Genomic DNA, 17,743 nt, shown 5'->3' on the forward strand with positions numbered 1-17,743 from the left:
GGGGCGGGCAGGCGGGACATGCGACGGACCGCGGCCGCCGGAGTCGTCCCGGAGACCCGTGCCCTCAGTCGGCGTCGGGGTGACGGGGCCGTCTGCTGCCTCTCCAGAGGATGACCGCGGCGACGAGGAGCACGCCGCCGACGCTGCCCGCCAGAGGGCCGGCCCAGCCGGTCGAGGGCTCGTCCTCCTCGGCGGTGTCCGGGCCCTTGCCGAAGTACCTGTCGGCGTCGGCCACCGCGGTGAGACCCTGCGGCTTCAGCCCGGCGGCCTTCTTGATGGCCGCCTCGGGGTCCACGAAGCCGAAGCCCCGGGAGTCGTCGCGGCCGCCGTCGGGGGCGTTTCGGGCCGTGTCCTCCAGGAGTTGCTTGATCTGGGCCGGGGACAGGCCGGGGTGGGCCGCCTTGACGAGGGCGACCGCGCCGGAGACGAAGGCCGAGGCGGCGCTGGTGCCCCAGCCCTCGTAGTACTTGCGGTCGGGGTCGGCGATGACGACGTCGACGCCGGGGGCGCTGACCGTGGCGTACCAGCGGCGGGTGGAGAACGAGGCGCGGGTGCCGTAGCGGTCGACGGCGGTCGCGGCGATCACACCCGGGTAGGCCGCCGGGTACGAGATGTGGTCGCCCTTCTCGCCGCCGTTCCCGGCCGAGGCGACCACGACGGCGCCCTTCTTGAGGGCGTACTGGACGGCGGCGTCCTCGGTGGCCTCCGGATGGGCGGACTTGGAGTCGTCGCCGAGGGAGAGGTTGATGACGTCGGCGCCTTGGTCGGCGGCCCACCGGATGCCCTCGGCGAGGGCGTTTCCGCGGGTGTTGCGGGCCTTGCCGCGGGCCGAGTCGCCGTCTTCAAGGATCACGCGGACGGGGAGGATCTTCGCCTCGGGGGCTATGCCCATGACTCCGTCGGCGTTGCCCGCGCCGTGCCCGTGGCCCGCGATGATGCCGGCCATCGCCGTGCCGTGGCGTGCCCACGGACGGTCGCCGCGACCGGCGCCGAAACCGACCATGTCCTTGCCTGCGAGGACGTTGCCCGCCAGGTCGGGATGCTCGTCGTCGACGCCCGTGTCGAGGACGGCGACGGTGATGCCCTCGCCCTTGGTCGTCCGCCAGGCCTCCTGCGTGTGCATGGCCTCCAGGGCCCACTGCTTCGCACGGATCTCGTCGGCGTGAGCGGCTGTGGAGGGCACAAGCGCGAGGCCGGCGGCCGTCACGGCGACCAGGAATCCCTTCGCGCGAAGGAGCTTCCGGGTCATGACGGCTTCTCCGTGGCCGAGTTGACGGTCTTGCGGAGGCTTCGCTCGACGCGGTCGGCGAGGCCCTGCGCGTCGTGGCCGAGTCCGGCCTGGGCGGGGGTCGTGGTGGCGTCGGCCTTCATCGCGTCCTCGGCGGGCTGCGGTTCGCCGACGGCGCGGCCGTCGGCGAAGCCGGACACCGCGTACGCGACCACGGGGGCGTCCGTCAGGACCGACAGCGTCCAGGACGCGCGCTGCGCGTCGCCGAAGCCCGCGGCGACGGTGCCCTTCGCCGCGTACGGGCGGGGCATGAGGTCGCGTCGGCGGTCGAGCCCCTGCTCCTCGAACCGGCGGTGCAGGACGCCCATCGCGGCGGAGTCCGCCTTCGTGAACAGCAGGCCGACCGTGGTGACATGGCTGCGGGTCGCGTCCGTGTAGGTGGCGCGCAGCAGGCGCAGGCAGCCCGCGGGGGCGAGGGCCTTGCGCAGGAGCGGGTCGAAGGCGTCCTTGCAGCCGCTGTCGGGGGCCACGGCGATCCGGGTCCAGGTGCGGTCGGCGCTGCCGGGGCCCGCGCCCTCGCCGTCGACCGTGGGCGGGAAGAGCTCGTCGACGGGGATGCTGTGCCACAGGTCGCCGGCCGCCGTGAACGCGTCCGGCTTCCCCGACGCCCCCGAACTGTCGCCGGTGAGCCAACTGCCCGTCACCGCACCACCGATGAGACCGAGGCCCAGCACCACACAGGCCGCGGCGGCCACGACGCTGCCGCGCCGCCTGGGGGCCACCGGCTGCGGGGGCGGGTTCTCCTCGTCGTACGTGTCCGGGGGCGCGAGGGGCACGTGGTGCCGGTGTGTCGGGTCCAGAGGCTCGGGGATGTGCCGGGCGGGGCCCGAGAAGGGCTCGCCGGGGCCGGTCATCGGCATGCCGGACGGTGACGTGCTCGGTGCCGCGGGCGGGTCGGCGGGGACGGGCCGGAGCCTGGTGGTGGTCTCCGGCGGGGCGTCCGTGGAGACCGCGGTGCGCCGGGCGGAGGGGTGGAAGGTGCTCGGGCGGGGTGGCAGCGGTGGCCTGACGGCCGGTCGTTCCCCGGTACCGGGACCGGCCGGTGACGCGACGCGGCGCTCGCCGGCGCCAGGGCTGGACGGCGGCGCGACGCGGCGCTCCCCCGCACCGGAACCGGCCGGTGTGCCGACGCGCCGTTCGCCGGCGCCCGAGCCGGACGACGGCGTGACGTGCCGCTCTCCAGCGCCTGCACCGGGGCCGGGGCCTGGGCCCGACGGCGGTGCGGCCCGCCGCTCCTCGGTACCCGGGCCGGAAGGCGGTGCGGCCCGCCGTGCGTCGGTGCCGGGGCGGGACGCCGTGGTGCCCGGTCGCGGCGGGGCGAAGGGGCGCAGGGGCAGGCCGGTGCCGGTGCCTGTGCCGGGCCGCTGCGGGGCGTTGCCGCCGGTCGTCCGGGGTTCGGCGGCGGGACGGGCAGGAGACTGCCCCTTCTCGCCGTCCGTCATGGAGGAGCGGGGCGCGCCCGCGGGGCGCGGCGGAACATCCGGCCCCCGGGTGCCCCGGGTGGCGGCGCCCGGTTCACTCGTGGGCCGCGGGGGGAAGTGCCGCTGATCGTCCCGCCTCGGAGCCGTCCCCGGGTTCGGCCCCGGGCCGCTCACCGGACGCGAGGGGATCCGGGCACCTGGGGCGCTCCCCGAGGAGCCGTACGGCTCACGCATCGGCCGCGGCGGGATGCGCTCACCCTCGGCGCTGCCCCTGGAGGCATGCCGCTCGGCCGCCGGGCGCGGCGGGGAATCGCCCTGAGCGGTGCGCGCCGGAGCCGCCCCCGGCGCGGTGGCCGGACGCGGCGGGACACCCGGTCTCGCCGGGCCTCCCGTCGAGGCGTGCGGTTCGGTCGTCGTACGCCGGGGAGGCGTCGGCCCGTCCGTGCCGGGGAGGATGCGCGATCCGCCGGGCGGTGTGTCCGGGAAGCGGGCCGAGGCCGCGGGAGGCGGAGGCGTCCCGGGCGTCTGGCGTCGGTCTCCGGCGGGGCGGAGGTTCGGGAAGCGGGGTGAGGCGGCCGGGGGCGTGTCCCGGGGACCGGCTCCGTCGGACGTACGCGGTCGCGGCGGCGCTCCGGCAGGGTGTCGTGGCGGCGTTCCCGCCGCGGCCTGACCGGGCCGGGCCGCTGCCGTTCCCGGCCTCGCGACGGTGTTCCCGCGCTCGCGCCCGGGCGGCGCCGCGGTGGTCCACTCCTCGGCCGGCTGCGGAGCCGTGGTGCCGGGGTGGTTCCTGTCCGGAGCACCCGCGCCGAAGCCCGCGCCACCGGATCCGTACGAGGCGCCCCGGGGCCTGGCGGGTCCGGCGGGACCGTGCCCCTGCGGGGCGCCGGGGCTCCGTGGCCCCTCGGCGGCCGGCCCGCTCTCGCGCTCAGGGTGCGGCCGCTTGTTCGGGTCGCCGGGCTCGGGCGACGGCTCCCGGTCGCTCTGCGCCCCGGGCGGTCCCGGTGGCGTCGACGGGCGCGGAGGGATGGAGGCACGGCGCGCTTCCGTACTCATGCACCCCCCTGTTTCCTCGCCCCCGGGCGACCGACTCGCCGAAGGAACCCCTCCGGATCCGTTCCCCGCTTGCGTGCGCGTCACTCTACGGGTTGACGCTGTGCGAGGGGGAACCAGTCCGCGGGCCCGCGGCATCTGCCCGGAACGTCCCCCTACCCTGCGGTAATCAGGTCTGGCAGGCTTCGCCCATGACTGCCCGCGCCGCAGACCGGGCCCGCTACGACCGGGCCACCGCTCACCTAGACGCACCCGTCGCGATCGTGGACCTGGAGGCATTCGACGCCAACGCGGACGATCTCGTCCGGAGGGCTGCGGGCAAGCCCGTACGCGTCGCGAGCAAGTCCGTGCGCTGCCGGAACCTGCTCGAACGCGTGCTGGCCCGGGAGGGCTTCGCGGGGATCATGTCGTTCACGCTCGCCGAGTCGCTGTGGCTGGCCCGCTCCGGCTTCGACGACGTACTGCTCGCCTATCCGTCCGCCGACCGGACGGCGTACGCGGAGCTCGCGGGCGATCCCAAGCTCGCCGCCGCCGTGACCGTCATGGTCGACGACCCGGCGCAGCTGAAGCTCATCGACGACGCCCGGGACGGCGGCCGCGAAGTGGTGCGCGTCTGCCTGGAGTTGGACACCGCGCTCAGGATGCTCGGCGGCCGGGTGCGGGTCGGTGCCCGTCGTTCGCCCCTGCACTCCGCGGCCCAGGTCGCCGAGATGGCCCGTGCGGTGGCCCGCCGGCCCGGTTTCCGGCTCGTCGGGATCATGGCGTACGAGGGGCACATCGCCGGTGTGGGCGACGCCCTGCGGGGGCGCCCGCTGCGCTCGCGTGCGATCAGGCTGATGCAGGCCACGGCCCGCAAGGAGCTGGCGCAGCGCCGGGCGGACGTCGTGCGGGCCGTTCGCGCCGTCGCGCCGGACCTGGAGTTCGTCAACGGGGGCGGCACGGGCAGTGTCCAGCACACCGCGGCCGAGGACTCGGTGACCGAGATCGCGGCCGGGTCGGGGCTGTACGTGCCGCGTCTCTTCGACAACTACACGTCGTTCAGCGGGCGTCCGGCCGCGCTCTTCGCGCAGCCCGTCGTGCGCCGGCCCGGGGTCGGTGTCGTGACCGTCCTCGGCGGCGGCTATCCGGCGTCGGGCGCCCCGGGCCCCGACCGGCTGCCCGTGCCGTACCTTCCCGAGGGCCTGCGGTACGACGCCCAGGAGGGTGCCGGAGAGGTGCAGACGCCGCTGCTCGGCTCGCCCGCCGACGACCTGCTGATCGGCGACAAGGTGTGGTTCCGGCACGCGAAGGCCGGAGAGCTGTGCGAGCGGTTCGCCGTGCTGCACCTCGTCGAGGGCGACACGGTGACGGCGACCGTGCCGACGTATCGCGGCGAGGGCCACACGTTCCTCTAGCGGCGCGACAGGCGACGAGCGGAGCGGGGGCCGGGGGCGGTCGCGCTATCGGGTGGGCCCGATGCTGCTGCCCACTCCGCCACCCGTGCCCTCGTCCCCGACCGGCCGGATCCCCTTGGTGATCCGGTCCATGTCGGCGAGCGGCGGCCCCTCCTCGCCCGCGTCGAAGACGTACCGCACCATGACCAGCGACTCCGAGCCGACGCTGGACGGGAACGCCGTCGACTGGACGTACCCTCCGGGCCCCGCCTCGGTCCTGACGCGCCAGCGCACGAAGTAGCCGGTGCGCCCCGCGACCGCGACCGGCCCCTGCTCGACGAGCCGGTGGGACGTGATGCCGTGGTACGGGCGCTCGTCGACCTTGTTGCGGTCGAACGCCCGGTCGGCCGCTTCGGATATGTCGTCCTTGGCGAGGGCCTCGGGGGACTTCTCGTCGTTCGCGGTCACCGTGCGCGAGATGACGGTGCCGTGGCGGCAGAGGCCGTCGTCGCCCGGGCAGTCGTACGTTCCCGGTGTGGTCATCACGACGTCCGTGTCGGTGACGTTCTCGGGTCTGGCCCATCCGTCGAGCAGCGGCAGGGTGATGCCGTTGAGCTCGTCCACGACGACGGCGGGGTCGTCGGCGGAGGGTTCCGAGGTGGACTCCGAGGGAGAGGGTGAGGGCGGCCCGCTCGTCGGCGCGGATGCCGTGGGCGTCGGCGCGGTCCGTGCCTCGGGGTCGCCGTCGTCCCCGTTCAGGATCACGGCGCCCGTGACGATGGCGGCGACGAGGACGGCCCCGGCGGTGGTGAGGGCGATCGTCCTCGCCCGCCCGGAGCCGCCGCCGGGCGCTGTCACCACCGTCTGCGCCATCGGCGCGAACTGCGGCTGTCCCTGCGGCGGTTGGGGTTGCGGCACCTCGGGAGTACGCCGGTGCTCGGTCCAGGCGGTCCCGTCCCACCAGCGCTCCACGTGCGGGCCCGAGGGGTCCCGGTACCAGCCGGGCGGAGGCGTCATGCTCATCCAGGCACTCTAGGGGGCTTCGACGAACACCGGTGCGGTACCCGCGCCCCGAGGGGGCGCGGGACCGTGTGCCGGCGTGCGGTCCCGGTGCGGGGTCGCCTGCTGCCTGCTGGGGGTTACTGGGGCGTGACGTACGCGCCCGAGATCCCCCCGTCCACCAGGAAGTCCGTGGCGTTCACGAACGACGAGTCGTCGCTCGCGAGGAAGGCGACGGCAGCGGCGATCTCGTCGGCCTCCGCGAACCGCCCGAGCGGGATGTGCACGAGACGGCGCGCGGCCCGCTCGGGGTCCTTGGCGAACAGCTCCTGGAGCAGGGGGGTGTTGACCGGCCCGGGGCACAGGGCGTTGACCCGGATCCCTTCGCGGGCGAACTGCACGCCCAGCTCTCGGGACATGGCGAGGACGCCGCCCTTGGACGCGGTGTACGAGATCTGGGAGGTCGCGGCGCCCATCCGGGCCACGAACGAGGCGGTGTTGATGATCGACCCCCTGCCCTGTCGCCGCATGTAGGGGATCGCGGCCTTGCAGCACAGGAACACCGAGGTGAGGTTGACCTCCTGGACGCGCTTCCACGCCTCCAGGCCGGTCTCCAGGATCGAGTCGTCGTCGGGCGGGGAGATGCCCGCGTTGTTGAAGGCGATGTCGACGGATCCGTACGTGTCGTTCGCGGCCCTGAAGAGCGCCTCGACCTGTTCGGCGTCGGTGACGTCGACCTTGACGAAGATCCCGCCGAGTTCGTCGGCGGCGGCCTTGCCCCGGGTCTCGTCGACGTCACCGAAGACGACATGGGCGCCCTCGGAGGCGAGCCGGCGGGCGGTGGCGAGGCCGATGCCGCTCCCGGCACCCGTGATGACAGCGGTACGGCCGACCAGGCGGCGGCAGACGATGGCGTCGGTCGATTCGGTCACTGTGCGGGGCCCTCCGTACTGATGAAGACGTTCTTGGTCTCGGTGAAGGCGGTCAGGGCGTCGGGGCCGAGCTCACGGCCGATGCCCGACTGCTTGAAGCCGCCGAAGGGGGTCCAGTAGCGGACCCCGGCGTGCGAGTTGACGGACAGGTTCCCGGCGCGGACGGCGCTCGACACGCGCAGGGCGCGGCCCACGTCGCGTGTCCAGATGGAGCCGGCCAGGCCGTAGTCCGTGGCGTTGGCGAGGCGGACGGCGTCGGCCTCGTCCTCGAAGGGGAGGACCACGGCGACCGGCCCGAAGACCTCCTCGACGGCCACGCGCGCGTGGGGCTCGATTCCGGTCAGGACGGTGGGCGGGAACCAGAATCCGGGGCCTTCGGGGGCGGTGCCCCGGATTCCGGCCAGGTCGTCGGTGACGTACGACCGTACGCGGTCCCGCTGGGCCGCCGAGATCAGCGGGCCCATGGTGGTCTTCTCGTCGGCCGGGTCGCCGACGACGACGGACTCGATCGCGGGGGCGAGGAGTTCGAGGAAGCGGTCGTACGCCGAGCGCTGGACGAGGATGCGGGTGCGGGCGCAGCAGTCCTGGCCGGAGTTGTCGAGGAACGACATGGGGGCGGACGCGGCGGCGGCCTCGATGTCGGCGTCGGCGAAGACGATGTTGGGGCTCTTGCCGCCGAGTTCGAGGGTGACGCGCTTGAGGAGCGCCGAGCCCTTGGCGAGCACCTGTTTGCCCACGGTCGTCGAACCCGTGAAGACGATCTTCGCGACTCCGGGGTGTTCGACCAGCGCGTTGCCGGTGACCGCGCCCGCCCCGGGGAGCACCTGGAAGAGGTGTTCCGGCAGGCCCGCCGCGAGGCCGAGCTCGGCCAGCCGAAGGGCGGTCAGCGGGGTCGTCTCGGCGGGCTTGAGGATCACCGCGTTGCCCGCGGCGAGCGCCGGAGCCGTGCCCCATGCCGCGATCGGCATCGGGAAGTTCCAGGGCGCGATGACCCCGACGACGCCCAGCGGTTCGAGGATCGTCACGTCGAGGCCGCCCGGCACCGGGATCTGGCGCCCGGTGAGCCGCTCCACTCCCCCGGCCGCGTAGTCGAGGAGGTCCCGGACGTTGCCCGCCTCCCAGCGGGCGTTGCCGACGACGTGTCCCGCTTCGCGGACCTCCAGCTGGGCCAGCTCTTCGAGGTGTTCGTCGACGACGACGGCGAACCGGCGCAGCAGCCGGGCCCGCTCGCCGGGTGCGAGGGCGGCCCAGCGGACCTGGGCCTTCGTGGCCCGTGCGACGGCCGCGTCGACGTCCGCCGCGTCGGCGCCGCGGACGGTGGCGACGACTTCTTCGGTGGCCGGATCGAGCACCAGCAGCTCGTGTTCTCCGGACGGGGAGGGCGTGTGCGACAACGGAGGACCTTTCACATGCGTTCGAAGGAGCGGCGGAGCTCCCAGTCGGTCACCGCGGCGTCGAAGGCGTCCAGTTCGACGCGCGCCATGTTGCGGTAGTGGGCGACGACCTCGTCACCGAAGGCGGCCTTGGCGACGGGACTGTTCTCCCAGAGCTCGGCGGCCTCGCGCAGGGTGGTCGGCACGTGTTCGTACCCCGCGGTGTAGGCGTTGCCCGTGCACGCCTCCGGCAGCTCCAGCTTGTGCTCGATGCCGTACAGGCCGGCCGCGACCAGGCCGGCGACGGCCAGGTGCGGGTTGACGTCCCCACCGGGCAGCCGGTTCTCGAACCGCATCGAGCGCCCGTGGCCGACCACGCGCAGCGCGCAGGTGCGGTTGTCGTACCCCCAGGCCACGGCCGTCGGCGCGAACGAGCCCTGCTGGAACCGCTTGTAGGAGTTGATGTTGGGCGCGTACAGCAGGGAGAAGTCGCGGAGCGCGACGAGCTGTCCGGCGAGGAAGTGCCGCATGACCTGCGACATTCCGCCCTCGCCGTCACCCGCCATCACGTTGGCGCCGTCGGCGTCGGTGAGCGAGAGATGGATGTGGCAGGAGTTGCCCTCGCGCTCGTTGTACTTCGCCATGAAGGTGAGCGAGACGCCCTCCTGGGCGGCGATCTCCTTGGCGCCCGTCTTGTAGACGGCGTGCTGGTCGCAGGTGACCAGGGCCTCGTCGTACTTGAAGACGATCTCGTGCTGGCCGGGATTGCACTCGCCCTTGGCGGACTCGACGGTCAGGCCCGCCCGGGTCATCTCGTTGCGGATGCGGCGCAGCAGGGGCTCGATGCGGCCGGTGCCGAGCACCGAGTAGTCGATGTTGTACTGGTTCGCCGGTGTCAGGCCCCGGTAGTTGGCGTCCCAGGCCTGCTCGTAGGTGTCCTTGAAGACGATGAACTCCAGCTCGGTCCCCACCTGGGCGGTGAAGCCGTGCTCGGCGAGCCGCTCCAGCTGGCGGCGGAGGATCTGGCGGGGCGCGGCGACGACGGGCGAGCCGTTGTTCCAGGCGAGGTCGGCGACGAGCATCGCCGTCCCCGCGTTCCAGGGGACGCGGCGCAGGGTGCTCAGGTCCGGATGCATGGCGAAGTCGCCGTAGCCGCGCTCCCAGGACGACATCTCGTAGCCGTCGACGGTGTTCATGTCGGTGTCGACCGCGAGGAGGTAGTTGCAGCCCTCCGTACCGTGGTCGAGGACCTCGTCGAGGAAGAAGCGCGCGGCGAACCGCTTGCCCTGGAGCCGCCCCTGCATGTCGGGGAACGCCAGGACGACCGTGTCGATCTCGCCGCTCGCGACGAGGGTGTGCAGTTCTTCGACACTGAGGGATGGTGTGCGGTCTGCCACGGGAAAGGCCTCCTTGGGTCAGCCGAGAGCCATAAGGTATTGCGGAGAACCATTGCTTGGGAAGGGGGTACGGCCAGATGTCGCAGACGAACGCGGACCGACAGGCTCCGCAGGTCGACGACCGCCTGACGCCGGTGCTGCGTCCGGTGCGGGCGGGCAACGGCTTCGAGGAGGCCCTGGAGCAGATCCTCCAGGTCGTGCGGCTCGGCCTGGTGCCGGGCGGCGAGCGGCTGCCGTCGGAGCGGGAGCTGGCCGACCGCCTGGGCATCAGCCGGGTGACACTGCGCGAGGTGCTGAAGGTCCTCCAGGACCAGGGCCTGGTCGAGGCACGGCGCGGCCGGTACGGGGGCACGTTCGTGCTGCCGCGGACCGTGACGCCCGGCGAGGACGAGCTGCGCCGGCGCATCGGGGCGGTCGACGTCGAGGACGTGCTCCGCTTCCGGGAGGTGCTGGAGGTGGGTGCGGCCGGGCTGTGCGCCCAGCACGGGCTGGACGACGAGCAGGCCACACGACTGCGGGACGCCCTCACGCGCACGCGCGAGGCCCCGCTCGCCGACTACCGGCGCCTCGACACCATGCTGCACCTCACGCTCACCGAGCTGTGCGGTTCACCGACGCTGAGCGCCCAGTACGCGGGCGTACGGGCGTCCGTCAACGACCTCCTGGACTGCATCCCGCTGCTCGTGCGGAACCTGGAGCACTCGCAGCGCCAGCACGCCGCCCTGGTGGAGGCGGTGCTCGACGGTGACGCGGACGGGGCGCGGGAGATGATGCGCGAGCACTGCGCGGGCACGGCCGCCCTGCTGCGCGGCTTCCTCACGTGACACCGCCCCCTGTCGGGCGGCCGCTGTGAGGACCGTTTAACGGTCACGTAGCGCACAGGTGTTGCTTTCTGGCCACGCAGCCCGCAAAGGTATGGATCCGTTCCATTGCGTATCGCCGCCCCGTGGGGAGCCGTCCATGTCCGTGGATTCCACCAAGCCTCGTGCCGCCGGAGAGGCGGACGACTATCTGGAGCGCAGAACCCTGCGCAGAGGCAGCGCCGGATGGGTGCTGCTGACCGGTCTCGGCGTCGCGTACGTCGTCTCCGGCGACTACTCGGGCTGGAACTTCGGCCTCGCCGAGGGCGGCTTCGGCGGCCTCGCGATCGCCATGGTCCTCATGGGCCTGATGTACACGTGCATGGTCTTCGCGCTCGCCGAGCTCTCCTCCGTCCTACCGACGGCGGGCGGCGGCTACGGCTTCGCGCGCCGGGCGCTCGGCCCCTGGGGCGGCTTCCTGACCGGCACGGCGATCCTCATCGAGTACGTCCTCGCGCCCGCCGCCATCGCCATCTTCATCGGCGACTACGTCGAGTCGCTGGGCCTGTTCGGTCTCACCTCCGGGTGGCCCGTGTACCTGGCCTGCTTCGTGATCTTCATCGGCATCCACCTGTGGGGGGTCGGCGAGGCGCTGCGCTTCAGCTTCGTCGTCACCGGGATCGCGGTGGTGGCGCTGCTGGTGTTCGCGGTCGGCGCGTTCCCGGACTTCGACGCCTCGCGGCTCGACGACATCGCGGTGGATCCGAGCGCCTTCGGCTCCAGTTCGTGGCTTCCCATGGGCCTGCTCGGCATCTGGGCCGCCTTCCCGTTCGGCATGTGGTTCTTCCTCGGGGTCGAGGGCGTACCGCTGGCGGCCGAGGAGACGAAGGACCCGGCCCGTTCGCTGCCGAGGGCGATCCGCTGGTCGATGGGCATCCTGATCGTCCTGGCCCTGCTGACCTTCTTCGCCGCCGCCGGGGCGCGCGGCTCGGCCGCGATCCAGGAGGCCGGCAACCCGCTCGTCGAGGCCCTCCAGCCGGACGGCGAGGCGACCGCGCTGAGCCGCGTCGTCAACTACGCGGGCCTCGCGGGCCTGGTGGCCTCGTTCTTCTCGCTGATCTACGCGGGCTCGCGCCAGCTCTTCGCCCTCTCCCGGGCCGGCTACCTGCCCCGCTTCCTGTCCCTGACGAGCGGCCGCAAGGCCCCGTACCTGGGTCTGCTGGTACCGGGCGCGATCGGCTTCTCGCTGGCCGCGGCGACGGGCGACGGCGCCCGCATGCTGAACATCGCGGTGTTCGGCGCCACCATCTCGTACGCGCTCATGTCGCTGTCCCACATCGTGCTGCGCCGCCGCGAGCCGGATCTGGAGCGGCCCTACCGTACGCCCGGCGGTGTGCTGACCTCCTCGGTGGCGCTGGTCCTGGCCTGCTCCGCGCTGGTGGCGACGTTCCTGGTGGACGTGACGGCGGCGGTCATCGCGCTCCTGGTGTACGTGGTCGCGCTCGCCTACTTCGGTCTCTACAGCCGCAAGCACCTGGTGGCGAAGGCACCGGAGGAGGAGTTCGCCGCGCTCGCCGCGGCCGAGGCAGAGTTGGAACGCAACTGAACCGGCAGAAGGAGAACAGGGTGGGCGGCAGGCCGCTGATCGGAGTCAGCACGTATCTGGATTCCGCGCGCTGGGGCGTGTGGGAGCTGGAGGCGGCGCTGCTGCCTGCCGGGTATCCCCGGCTGGTGCAGGCCTCGGGCGGGCTCGCCGCGATGCTGCCGCCGGACGATCCCTCGTTCGCCGCGGCGGCCGTCGCCCGCCTCGACGGGCTCGTGATCGCGGGCGGCCCCGACGTGGATCCGTCGCGGTACGACGCCGAGCGCGACCCCCGGACGGGCCCCGAGGCACGTCGGCGGGACACCTGGGAACTCGCGCTGATCGATGCCGCGCTGACCCGCGGCACCCCGCTCCTCGGTGTCTGCCGCGGGATGCAGCTCCTGAACGTCGCGCTCGGCGGGACGCTCGTCCAGCACATCGACGGGCACACCAGGGCCGTGGGGGTCTTCGACCGGCATGCGGTGAAGCCGGTGCCCGGGTCCCTGTACGCCGCGCTGGTGCCGGAGGAGGAGTCCGTGCCGACCTACCACCACCAGGCCGTGGACCGCCTCGGCACCGGGCTCTTCGCCTCGGCGTTCGCGGGGGACGGCACCGTGGAGGCCATCGAGCTTCCCGACGCCGGCTTCGTCCTGGGCGTCCAGTGGCATCCCGAGATGGGCGAGGACCCGCGCGTCATGTCAGGGCTGGTCCGAGCCGCTTCCTGAGCCAGTCGACGGCGGCCTCGCCCTGGGCTCCCTGGAAGGCCCTGAGGGTCGGCAGGCCCGGTGGCGCCGGCTGCCGCGACTGGTGCACGAAGTAGCCCGCGAGGGCGGCGAGGACGGACGTGACACCGTCCGGGTCCGCCTCCCGGCCCAACGGGTGGGCGGTGAACGTCTCTTCGGGATCCGGGCCGCCCTGCGCGCGGACGCACGGCAGCATCCCCAGGAGGTCGAACCACGGGGCGGCGAGCTGGGCGTGGGGCCAGTCGACGAACAGGACGCGCCGGGCGGCGGAGTCCGTGAGAAGGATGTTGTCCGCGCGGAGGTCGCCGTGGGCGAGGGTGTCACCCGAGGCGAACTCCCTCCAGGGCGACGCCAGTTCGGCGAGCGCGGACAGGTTCCGTACGATCCAGGGGTCCAGGCCCTCCCCCTCGTCACCGGCGTCGAGCATCTTCCGCCAGCCGAGGAAGGCGCCCGCGAGACGTTCGGAGACCGGGGGAACAGCCACCGGTGACGGGGTGAGCGCGCGGCTCAGCTCCGTCACGGCGTCGAGCACCAGCTCCAACTCGCTCTCGTTCCACGGCACATGCGGCTGGCGCCCCTCGACGTCCTCGAAGACGAGCGCCACCCAGGTCCCGTCGTCGTAGGTCCCGAGGAGTCGCGGTGCGGGCACGTCCGCGGGCAGTGCGGCGGTGTTCCTCGCCTCCCGCCGGTGCATGGGAGCGCTGTGCGGATTCACCGCGCCGGTCACCGCCTTGACGAACCCCCGCCGCCCTTCGGCGGTCCTGACCCGGGCCGCCGCTCCCGGCGAGAAGCCGCCGGTCTGGGTGACGGCCTCGACGACGGGTGCGCCGAGCACGTCCGCGACGGCCCGGCGCACCGCCTCGGGGAGTTCCTCCCACGGCGTACGGACGCCTGCGGCCGGCGGAGCGGTTGGAGTCATGCCCCGCATGGTGGGCCGGGAGCGGGACTCGGCGCCACCGTAATTTCCAGGGCTCGCGGCTCACGGGTTCCGGGTTGTGGGTTCCGGGTTCCGGGTTCCGGGTTGTGGGTTCCGGGTTCCGGGTTGTGGGTTCCGGGTTCGGCAGGCGATGGGCGCGGTACGGACAGCCCCCGGCCGCGCCTACGAGCGAGTCAGTGTCAGCAGGTCCCGTGCGGGTCCCGTCGGTCGGTGCCCCGCCGGCCAGACGGCCCGCAGGTCGCGGCTCAGCCGGACGCCGTCCACGGGAATCGAGACGAGCCGCCGGGCGGACAGCTCCTCGCCGAGCGCCAGCTCGCTCAGCACCGCGGGCCCCGCCCCGGACGCGACGGACGCCTTGACCGCCGTCGTCGAGGACAGCTCGATCAGCGGGCGGGCCAGCCCGCCGAGCGCCTCGTCCAGCACCTGCCGGGTACCCGACCCCTTCTCCCGCAGGATCAACGGCGTCGCCGCGAGCTCCTCGGCCCCGAGCGCCTTCCGCCTGCGCGCCCACGGATGCCCGGGCGCGGTGACCACCATCAACCGGTCGTGCCCGATCACGACCGAGTCGAGCCCGCCCGCCACGGACACCCCCTCCACGAAACCGAGGTCCGCCTCACCCCCGATCACCCGCTCGGCGACCACCGTCGAGTTGCCTGCCAGCAGCGACACCGCCGTGTCCGGCCGCTGCGCCCGCAACGCGATCAGCCACCCGGGCAACAGGTACTCGGCGATCGTCATGCTCGCGGCGACCCGCAGCCGGGAGTCCCGCCGGTCCCGCAACGCCTGCGCGCCCGCGTCGAACGCCTCCGCCGCCTCCACCACCCGCCGGGCCCAGTCCGTCACCAGCGCGCCCGCGTCGGTGAGTCGCGACCCCCTGGGCGACCGGTCCACCAGGGCGACGCCCAACTGCCGTTCCATGGAGCGGATCCGGCTGCTGGCGGCCGGCTGCGTGATCCCGACTTCCCGGGCCGCCCGCCCCAGACTCCCGAGCCGCGCCACGGCGAGCAGCAGCTCCAGCGCGCCCAGGTCGGGCACCCGGTGCGCCAGCCCGCCGCCCGGGCCCGCCCCCGCTCCACGAACTCCCTGGTCGCCCGCCCCGCCATCCCGACTCATAAGCCCACCTTATGCCCCCCATAGACCCGTACTCCCTGGTGAGGCCCCCGCCCGGCAGGCACCGTGAAGTCATGGTCACCGCCGCCCGCCCCCTCCCCACACCCACAGGTCACGCCGACCACACCGACCGCGTCGACCGCTTCGGTCACTCGGATCACTCCGGTCACTCGGGCACGCGTATCGGCCGGAGCCCTCACCCCCGGGCCCGGGCCGTCCGCCACCTCGGCCCCAACTGGTACGCCACCGTCATGGGCACCGCGATCGTGGCCACGGCGGGCGCCGGCCTCCCGATCGGCATCCCGGGCCTGCGGACCCTCTGCACGGCGTTCTGGGCGCTCTCCCTGGCCCTGCTGACCGCCCTGCTCGTGGCCAGGGCCGCGCACTGGACCCACCACCGGGACCAGGCGAGGGCCCACCTCCTGGACCCCGCGACGGCCCCGTTCTACGGCTGCCTCGCGATGGCCCTGCTCGCCGTCGGCGGCGGCGCCCTCACGGTCGGCCGGGACTGGATCGGCACACCGGCGGCGGTCGCCCTGGACGCCGTCCTGTTCACGACCGGCACCCTCATCGCCCTGACAGCGGCCGTGGCGGTCCCGTACCTGATGGTCGTACGCCATCGCGTGGACCCCTCCCAGGTCACCCCCGTCTGGCTGCTCCCCCTGGTCGCCCCGATGGTCTCCGCCGCGCTCGGCCCGCTGCTCGTGCCGCATCTGCCGGCCGGCCAGCCCCGCGAGACCCTGCTTCTCGCCTGCCTGGCGATGTTCGGCCTCAGCCTGCTGGCCACCCTGGTGACGCTGCCGATGATCTTCGCGCGTCTCCTCACGGGTGGCCCCCTGCCGCTCGCACTCACCCCGTCGCTGTTCCTGGTACTGGGTCCGCTGGGGCAGTCCACGACGGCCGTCGACAAGTTCGCCGTCGTCGCTCCCGGCGTCGTGCCCGCCCCGTACGAGCAGGGCTTCGCGGTCCTGGCGGTGCTCTACGGCGTGCCGGTCATGGGTTTCGCGCTGTTCTGGCTCGCGCTGGCGGGCGCGATGGTGCTGCGGGCCCGGCGCCGGGGCATGGGCTTCACGATGACCTGGTGGGCGTTCACCTTCCCCGTGGGCACGTGTGTGACCGGCGCCGAGGGACTCGCACGGCACACGGGGCTCGTGGTCTACGACGGACTCACGGTCGCCCTCTACACCCTGCTGCTCGCCGCCTGGGCCGTGGCCGCCACGCACACGGTCCGCGGCCTGGTCAGCGGACGGCTGCTCGCAGCGCCCTCGCGAGCACGTCCGGTGCCTGCGCCAACGACGGCCCGTACCACGTGAGATGGCGCCCGTCGACGAGGGCACAGGGCACCCCCGGAAACTCCTCGGGCCCGTCGTCGCGGGTGAAGCGGTACGGCTCGTCGGGCAGCACGACCAGGTCCAGGTCCGCCGCGCGCAGTTCGTCGGCGGACACCCGCGGATAGCGTTCGGCGTGTGCCGCGTAGGCGTTGTCGACGCCCATCCGCGCGAGCACGTCACCCGCGAAGGTGTCCCGTCCGAGCACCATCCAGGGCCGCCGCCAGACCGGTACGGCCGCACGCAGCCGGACCGCGGGTGACGGCGGGTCGAGCCAGGCCTCCTCGGCCTCGTCCAGCCAGCGCGGCCGCCCGCGCGCCCCGCACGCCGCGAGCACCCGCTCCAGTTCACGGAAGGCACCCGGCACGTCCCGTACCTCGGTGACGAGCACCTCCAGGCCCGCGTCCCGCAGCGCGGTCAGGTCGGGCTGCCGGTTCTCCTCCTCGTTGGCCACGACGAGGTCGGGAGCGAGCGCGGCGATCCGCTCCACGTCCGGGTTCTTGGTGCCGCCGACGCGTACGACGTCGAGTCCGGCGGGGTGGCTGCACCAGTCGGTCGCCCCGACGAGGGCGCCCGGCGCCGACACCGCGACGGCCTCGGTGAGCGACGGGACCAGCGACACCACTCTCACGCCCGGGCCGGGGTGCGGGCGCGGGCCCCCGGCACGCCGCTCACCGGCCGGGATGGTCCACCGCCTCGACGTGGTCGGCGACGGCGACGACGAGGACACGGGTGTCCTCCTCGGTGGCCCGCCACCGGTGACGCACTCCGCCGGTCAGGTACAGGGTGTCGCCCCGTCCCAGGCGGTACGCGCGGCCCTCCGCCTCGACCTCGACGGCACCGTCGGCCACGTACATCAACTCGTCGTTGCGGTGCTGGAACTCACGGCCGGCGTCCTGGTCACCGGAGAACTCCATGGCGTGCAATTGGTGGTGACCGCGCACCAGGGGGCGCACGCGGGGCTCGTGGGTGAACTCGGAGTCGTCGGCGCGCACCACGTCGACACTGCGCGCCGGGTCGGCTGCCGCGAGCAGCTCCACGCGGGTCGTGCCGAGGGCATCGGCCATGCGCTCCAGCGAACGGGTGCTGGGCCGGGCCCGTTCGTTCTCGACCTGGCTGAGGAACGGCACCGACAGACCACTGCGCTCGGCGACGACGGCAAGAGTGAGCTCCAGCGCCCGGCGGCGCCGCCTGACGGCCGCGCCCACTCGAAGGGTCTCTTTGCTTTCGTCCATCGCTTCGGCTCCCCCCTGTGCGTCGTCGGTGCATGAGGTGCGACGGCGGCGCGGTTCCCGGTGCCACGCGCCGATGCCTCGCGGGTTCCTGATGTGTTCTCTGCACCCTACGGGTGTTCGGCAAACCGTTTCATGCGCCCGCCACATCGCCCCGAAAAGAACGCGCGCGTGGGGG

15 protein-coding genes are annotated in these 17,743 nt (G+C 73.6%); 5 read left to right on the top strand and 10 right to left on the bottom strand.

Translation table 11 applies throughout. The features are described 5' to 3' along the window. Window positions 1-64: 64 nt before the first annotated feature. Window positions 65-1,249, bottom strand: coding sequence for a type VII secretion-associated serine protease mycosin (mycP, locus tag KUF83_RS13585; protein WP_217454918.1), 1,185 nt, complete (start codon window positions 1,247-1,249; stop codon window positions 65-67). Next, window positions 1,246-2,730 carry a hypothetical protein gene (locus KUF83_RS41940; RefSeq protein ID WP_254643793.1) on the bottom strand — a complete coding sequence of 495 codons (1,485 nt, stop codon included), beginning with the start codon at window positions 2,728-2,730 and terminating at the stop codon, window positions 1,246-1,248. The genes mycP and KUF83_RS41940 overlap by 4 nt, the downstream gene beginning before the upstream one ends. Before the next feature lie 1,220 nt (window positions 2,731-3,950). Here KUF83_RS41940 and KUF83_RS13595 point away from each other — a divergent pair. Beyond that, window positions 3,951-5,153 carry an amino acid deaminase/aldolase gene (locus tag KUF83_RS13595; protein ID WP_217454919.1) on the top strand — a complete coding sequence of 401 codons (1,203 nt, stop codon included), beginning with the start codon at window positions 3,951-3,953 and terminating at the stop codon, window positions 5,151-5,153. A 45-nt stretch (window positions 5,154-5,198) separates the two neighbouring features. Here KUF83_RS13595 and KUF83_RS13600 read toward each other — a convergent pair whose 3' ends face one another. The 4 genes from KUF83_RS13600 to KUF83_RS13615 all read right to left on the bottom strand — a co-directional run bounded on the left by KUF83_RS13600 (window position 5,199) and on the right by KUF83_RS13615 (window position 9,833). Next, window positions 5,199-6,149 carry a DUF2510 domain-containing protein gene (locus KUF83_RS13600; protein ID WP_217455036.1) on the bottom strand — a complete coding sequence of 317 codons (951 nt, stop codon included), beginning with the start codon at window positions 6,147-6,149 and terminating at the stop codon, window positions 5,199-5,201. Between the two features lie 122 nt (window positions 6,150-6,271). Then, the gene (locus KUF83_RS13605) at window positions 6,272-7,063 is read right to left on the bottom strand and encodes a 3-oxoacyl-ACP reductase (RefSeq protein ID WP_217454920.1); all 792 of its coding nucleotides are present in this window, start codon (window positions 7,061-7,063) and stop codon (window positions 6,272-6,274) included. Then, window positions 7,060-8,457: an aldehyde dehydrogenase gene (locus tag KUF83_RS13610; protein ID WP_254643794.1), complete on the bottom strand. Its 1,398-nt coding sequence runs from the start codon at window positions 8,455-8,457 to the stop codon at window positions 7,060-7,062. Before KUF83_RS13610 ends, KUF83_RS13605 begins: the two co-directional genes overlap by 4 nt. Before the next feature lie 11 nt (window positions 8,458-8,468). Continuing rightward, complete coding sequence (locus KUF83_RS13615) at window positions 8,469-9,833, bottom strand: glutamine synthetase family protein (RefSeq protein ID WP_217454921.1); 1,365 nt, start codon at window positions 9,831-9,833, stop codon at window positions 8,469-8,471. Between the two features lie 77 nt (window positions 9,834-9,910). On the opposite strand from KUF83_RS13615, the gene KUF83_RS13620 reads away from it, so the two are divergent. The 3 genes from KUF83_RS13620 to KUF83_RS13630 all read left to right on the top strand — a co-directional run bounded on the left by KUF83_RS13620 (window position 9,911) and on the right by KUF83_RS13630 (window position 12,940). Then, window positions 9,911-10,657: a FadR/GntR family transcriptional regulator gene (locus tag KUF83_RS13620; protein ID WP_217454922.1), complete on the top strand. Its 747-nt coding sequence runs from the start codon at window positions 9,911-9,913 to the stop codon at window positions 10,655-10,657. A gap of 136 nt (window positions 10,658-10,793) precedes the next feature. Continuing rightward, window positions 10,794-12,239 (top strand): ethanolamine permease, encoded by a 1,446-nt coding sequence (gene eat / locus KUF83_RS13625; RefSeq protein WP_217454923.1) that lies wholly within the window; start codon window positions 10,794-10,796, stop codon window positions 12,237-12,239. A 20-nt stretch (window positions 12,240-12,259) separates the two neighbouring features. Next, window positions 12,260-12,940, top strand: coding sequence for a gamma-glutamyl-gamma-aminobutyrate hydrolase family protein (locus KUF83_RS13630; RefSeq protein WP_308402992.1), 681 nt, complete (start codon window positions 12,260-12,262; stop codon window positions 12,938-12,940). On the opposite strand, the gene KUF83_RS13635 is transcribed toward KUF83_RS13630, so the two are convergent. After that, window positions 12,909-13,877, bottom strand: coding sequence for a phosphotransferase family protein (locus tag KUF83_RS13635; protein ID WP_217454924.1), 969 nt, complete (start codon window positions 13,875-13,877; stop codon window positions 12,909-12,911). The two genes, KUF83_RS13630 and KUF83_RS13635, sit on opposite strands and share 32 nt — an antisense overlap. 180 nt (window positions 13,878-14,057) lie before the next feature. Beyond that, window positions 14,058-15,008, bottom strand: a complete 951-nt coding sequence (locus KUF83_RS13640) for a LysR family transcriptional regulator (RefSeq protein ID WP_217454925.1) — start codon at window positions 15,006-15,008, stop codon at window positions 14,058-14,060. A 71-nt stretch (window positions 15,009-15,079) separates the two neighbouring features. Between KUF83_RS13640 and KUF83_RS13645 the strand changes: the two genes are divergently transcribed. Beyond that, a complete protein-coding gene (locus KUF83_RS13645; RefSeq protein ID WP_217454926.1) occupies window positions 15,080-16,318 on the top strand; it encodes a TDT family transporter in 1,239 nt (412 codons plus the stop codon). Here KUF83_RS13645 and KUF83_RS13650 read toward each other — a convergent pair. Next, window positions 16,245-16,964, bottom strand: a complete 720-nt coding sequence (locus KUF83_RS13650) for a helical backbone metal receptor (protein WP_217455039.1) — start codon at window positions 16,962-16,964, stop codon at window positions 16,245-16,247. The two genes, KUF83_RS13645 and KUF83_RS13650, sit on opposite strands and share 74 nt — an antisense overlap. A gap of 40 nt (window positions 16,965-17,004) precedes the next feature. Beyond that, window positions 17,005-17,568 (bottom strand): helix-turn-helix domain-containing protein, encoded by a 564-nt coding sequence (locus tag KUF83_RS13655; RefSeq protein WP_217454927.1) that lies wholly within the window; start codon window positions 17,566-17,568, stop codon window positions 17,005-17,007. Window positions 17,569-17,743 lie beyond the last annotated feature (175 nt).

Origin of the sequence: Streptomyces sp. BV286, assembly GCF_019090165.1 — a bacterium.
Classification (GTDB): domain Bacteria; phylum Actinomycetota; class Actinomycetes; order Streptomycetales; family Streptomycetaceae; genus Streptomyces.

Bases quoted from the DNA above. Each gene is read 5' to 3' on its own strand.
- KUF83_RS13655 (WP_217454927.1), bottom strand. From the start codon at position 17,568: ATGGACGAAAGCAAAGAGACCCTTCGAGTGGGCGCGGCCGTCAGGCGG.
- KUF83_RS13635 (WP_217454924.1), bottom strand. From the start codon at position 13,877: ATGACTCCAACCGCTCCGCCGGCCGCAGGCGTCCGTACGCCGTGGGAG.
- KUF83_RS13600 (WP_217455036.1), bottom strand. From the start codon at position 6,149: ATGACGCCTCCGCCCGGCTGGTACCGGGACCCCTCGGGCCCGCACGTG.
- KUF83_RS13595 (WP_217454919.1), top strand. From the start codon at position 3,951: ATGACTGCCCGCGCCGCAGACCGGGCCCGCTACGACCGGGCCACCGCT.
- KUF83_RS41940 (WP_254643793.1), bottom strand. From the start codon at position 2,730: ATGACGGACGGCGAGAAGGGGCAGTCTCCTGCCCGTCCCGCCGCCGAA.
- KUF83_RS13645 (WP_217454926.1), top strand. From the start codon at position 15,080: ATGGTCACCGCCGCCCGCCCCCTCCCCACACCCACAGGTCACGCCGAC.
- mycP (WP_217454918.1), bottom strand. From the start codon at position 1,249: ATGACCCGGAAGCTCCTTCGCGCGAAGGGATTCCTGGTCGCCGTGACG.
- KUF83_RS13640 (WP_217454925.1), bottom strand. From the start codon at position 15,008: ATGAGTCGGGATGGCGGGGCGGGCGACCAGGGAGTTCGTGGAGCGGGG.
- KUF83_RS13620 (WP_217454922.1), top strand. From the start codon at position 9,911: ATGTCGCAGACGAACGCGGACCGACAGGCTCCGCAGGTCGACGACCGC.
- eat (WP_217454923.1), top strand. From the start codon at position 10,794: ATGTCCGTGGATTCCACCAAGCCTCGTGCCGCCGGAGAGGCGGACGAC.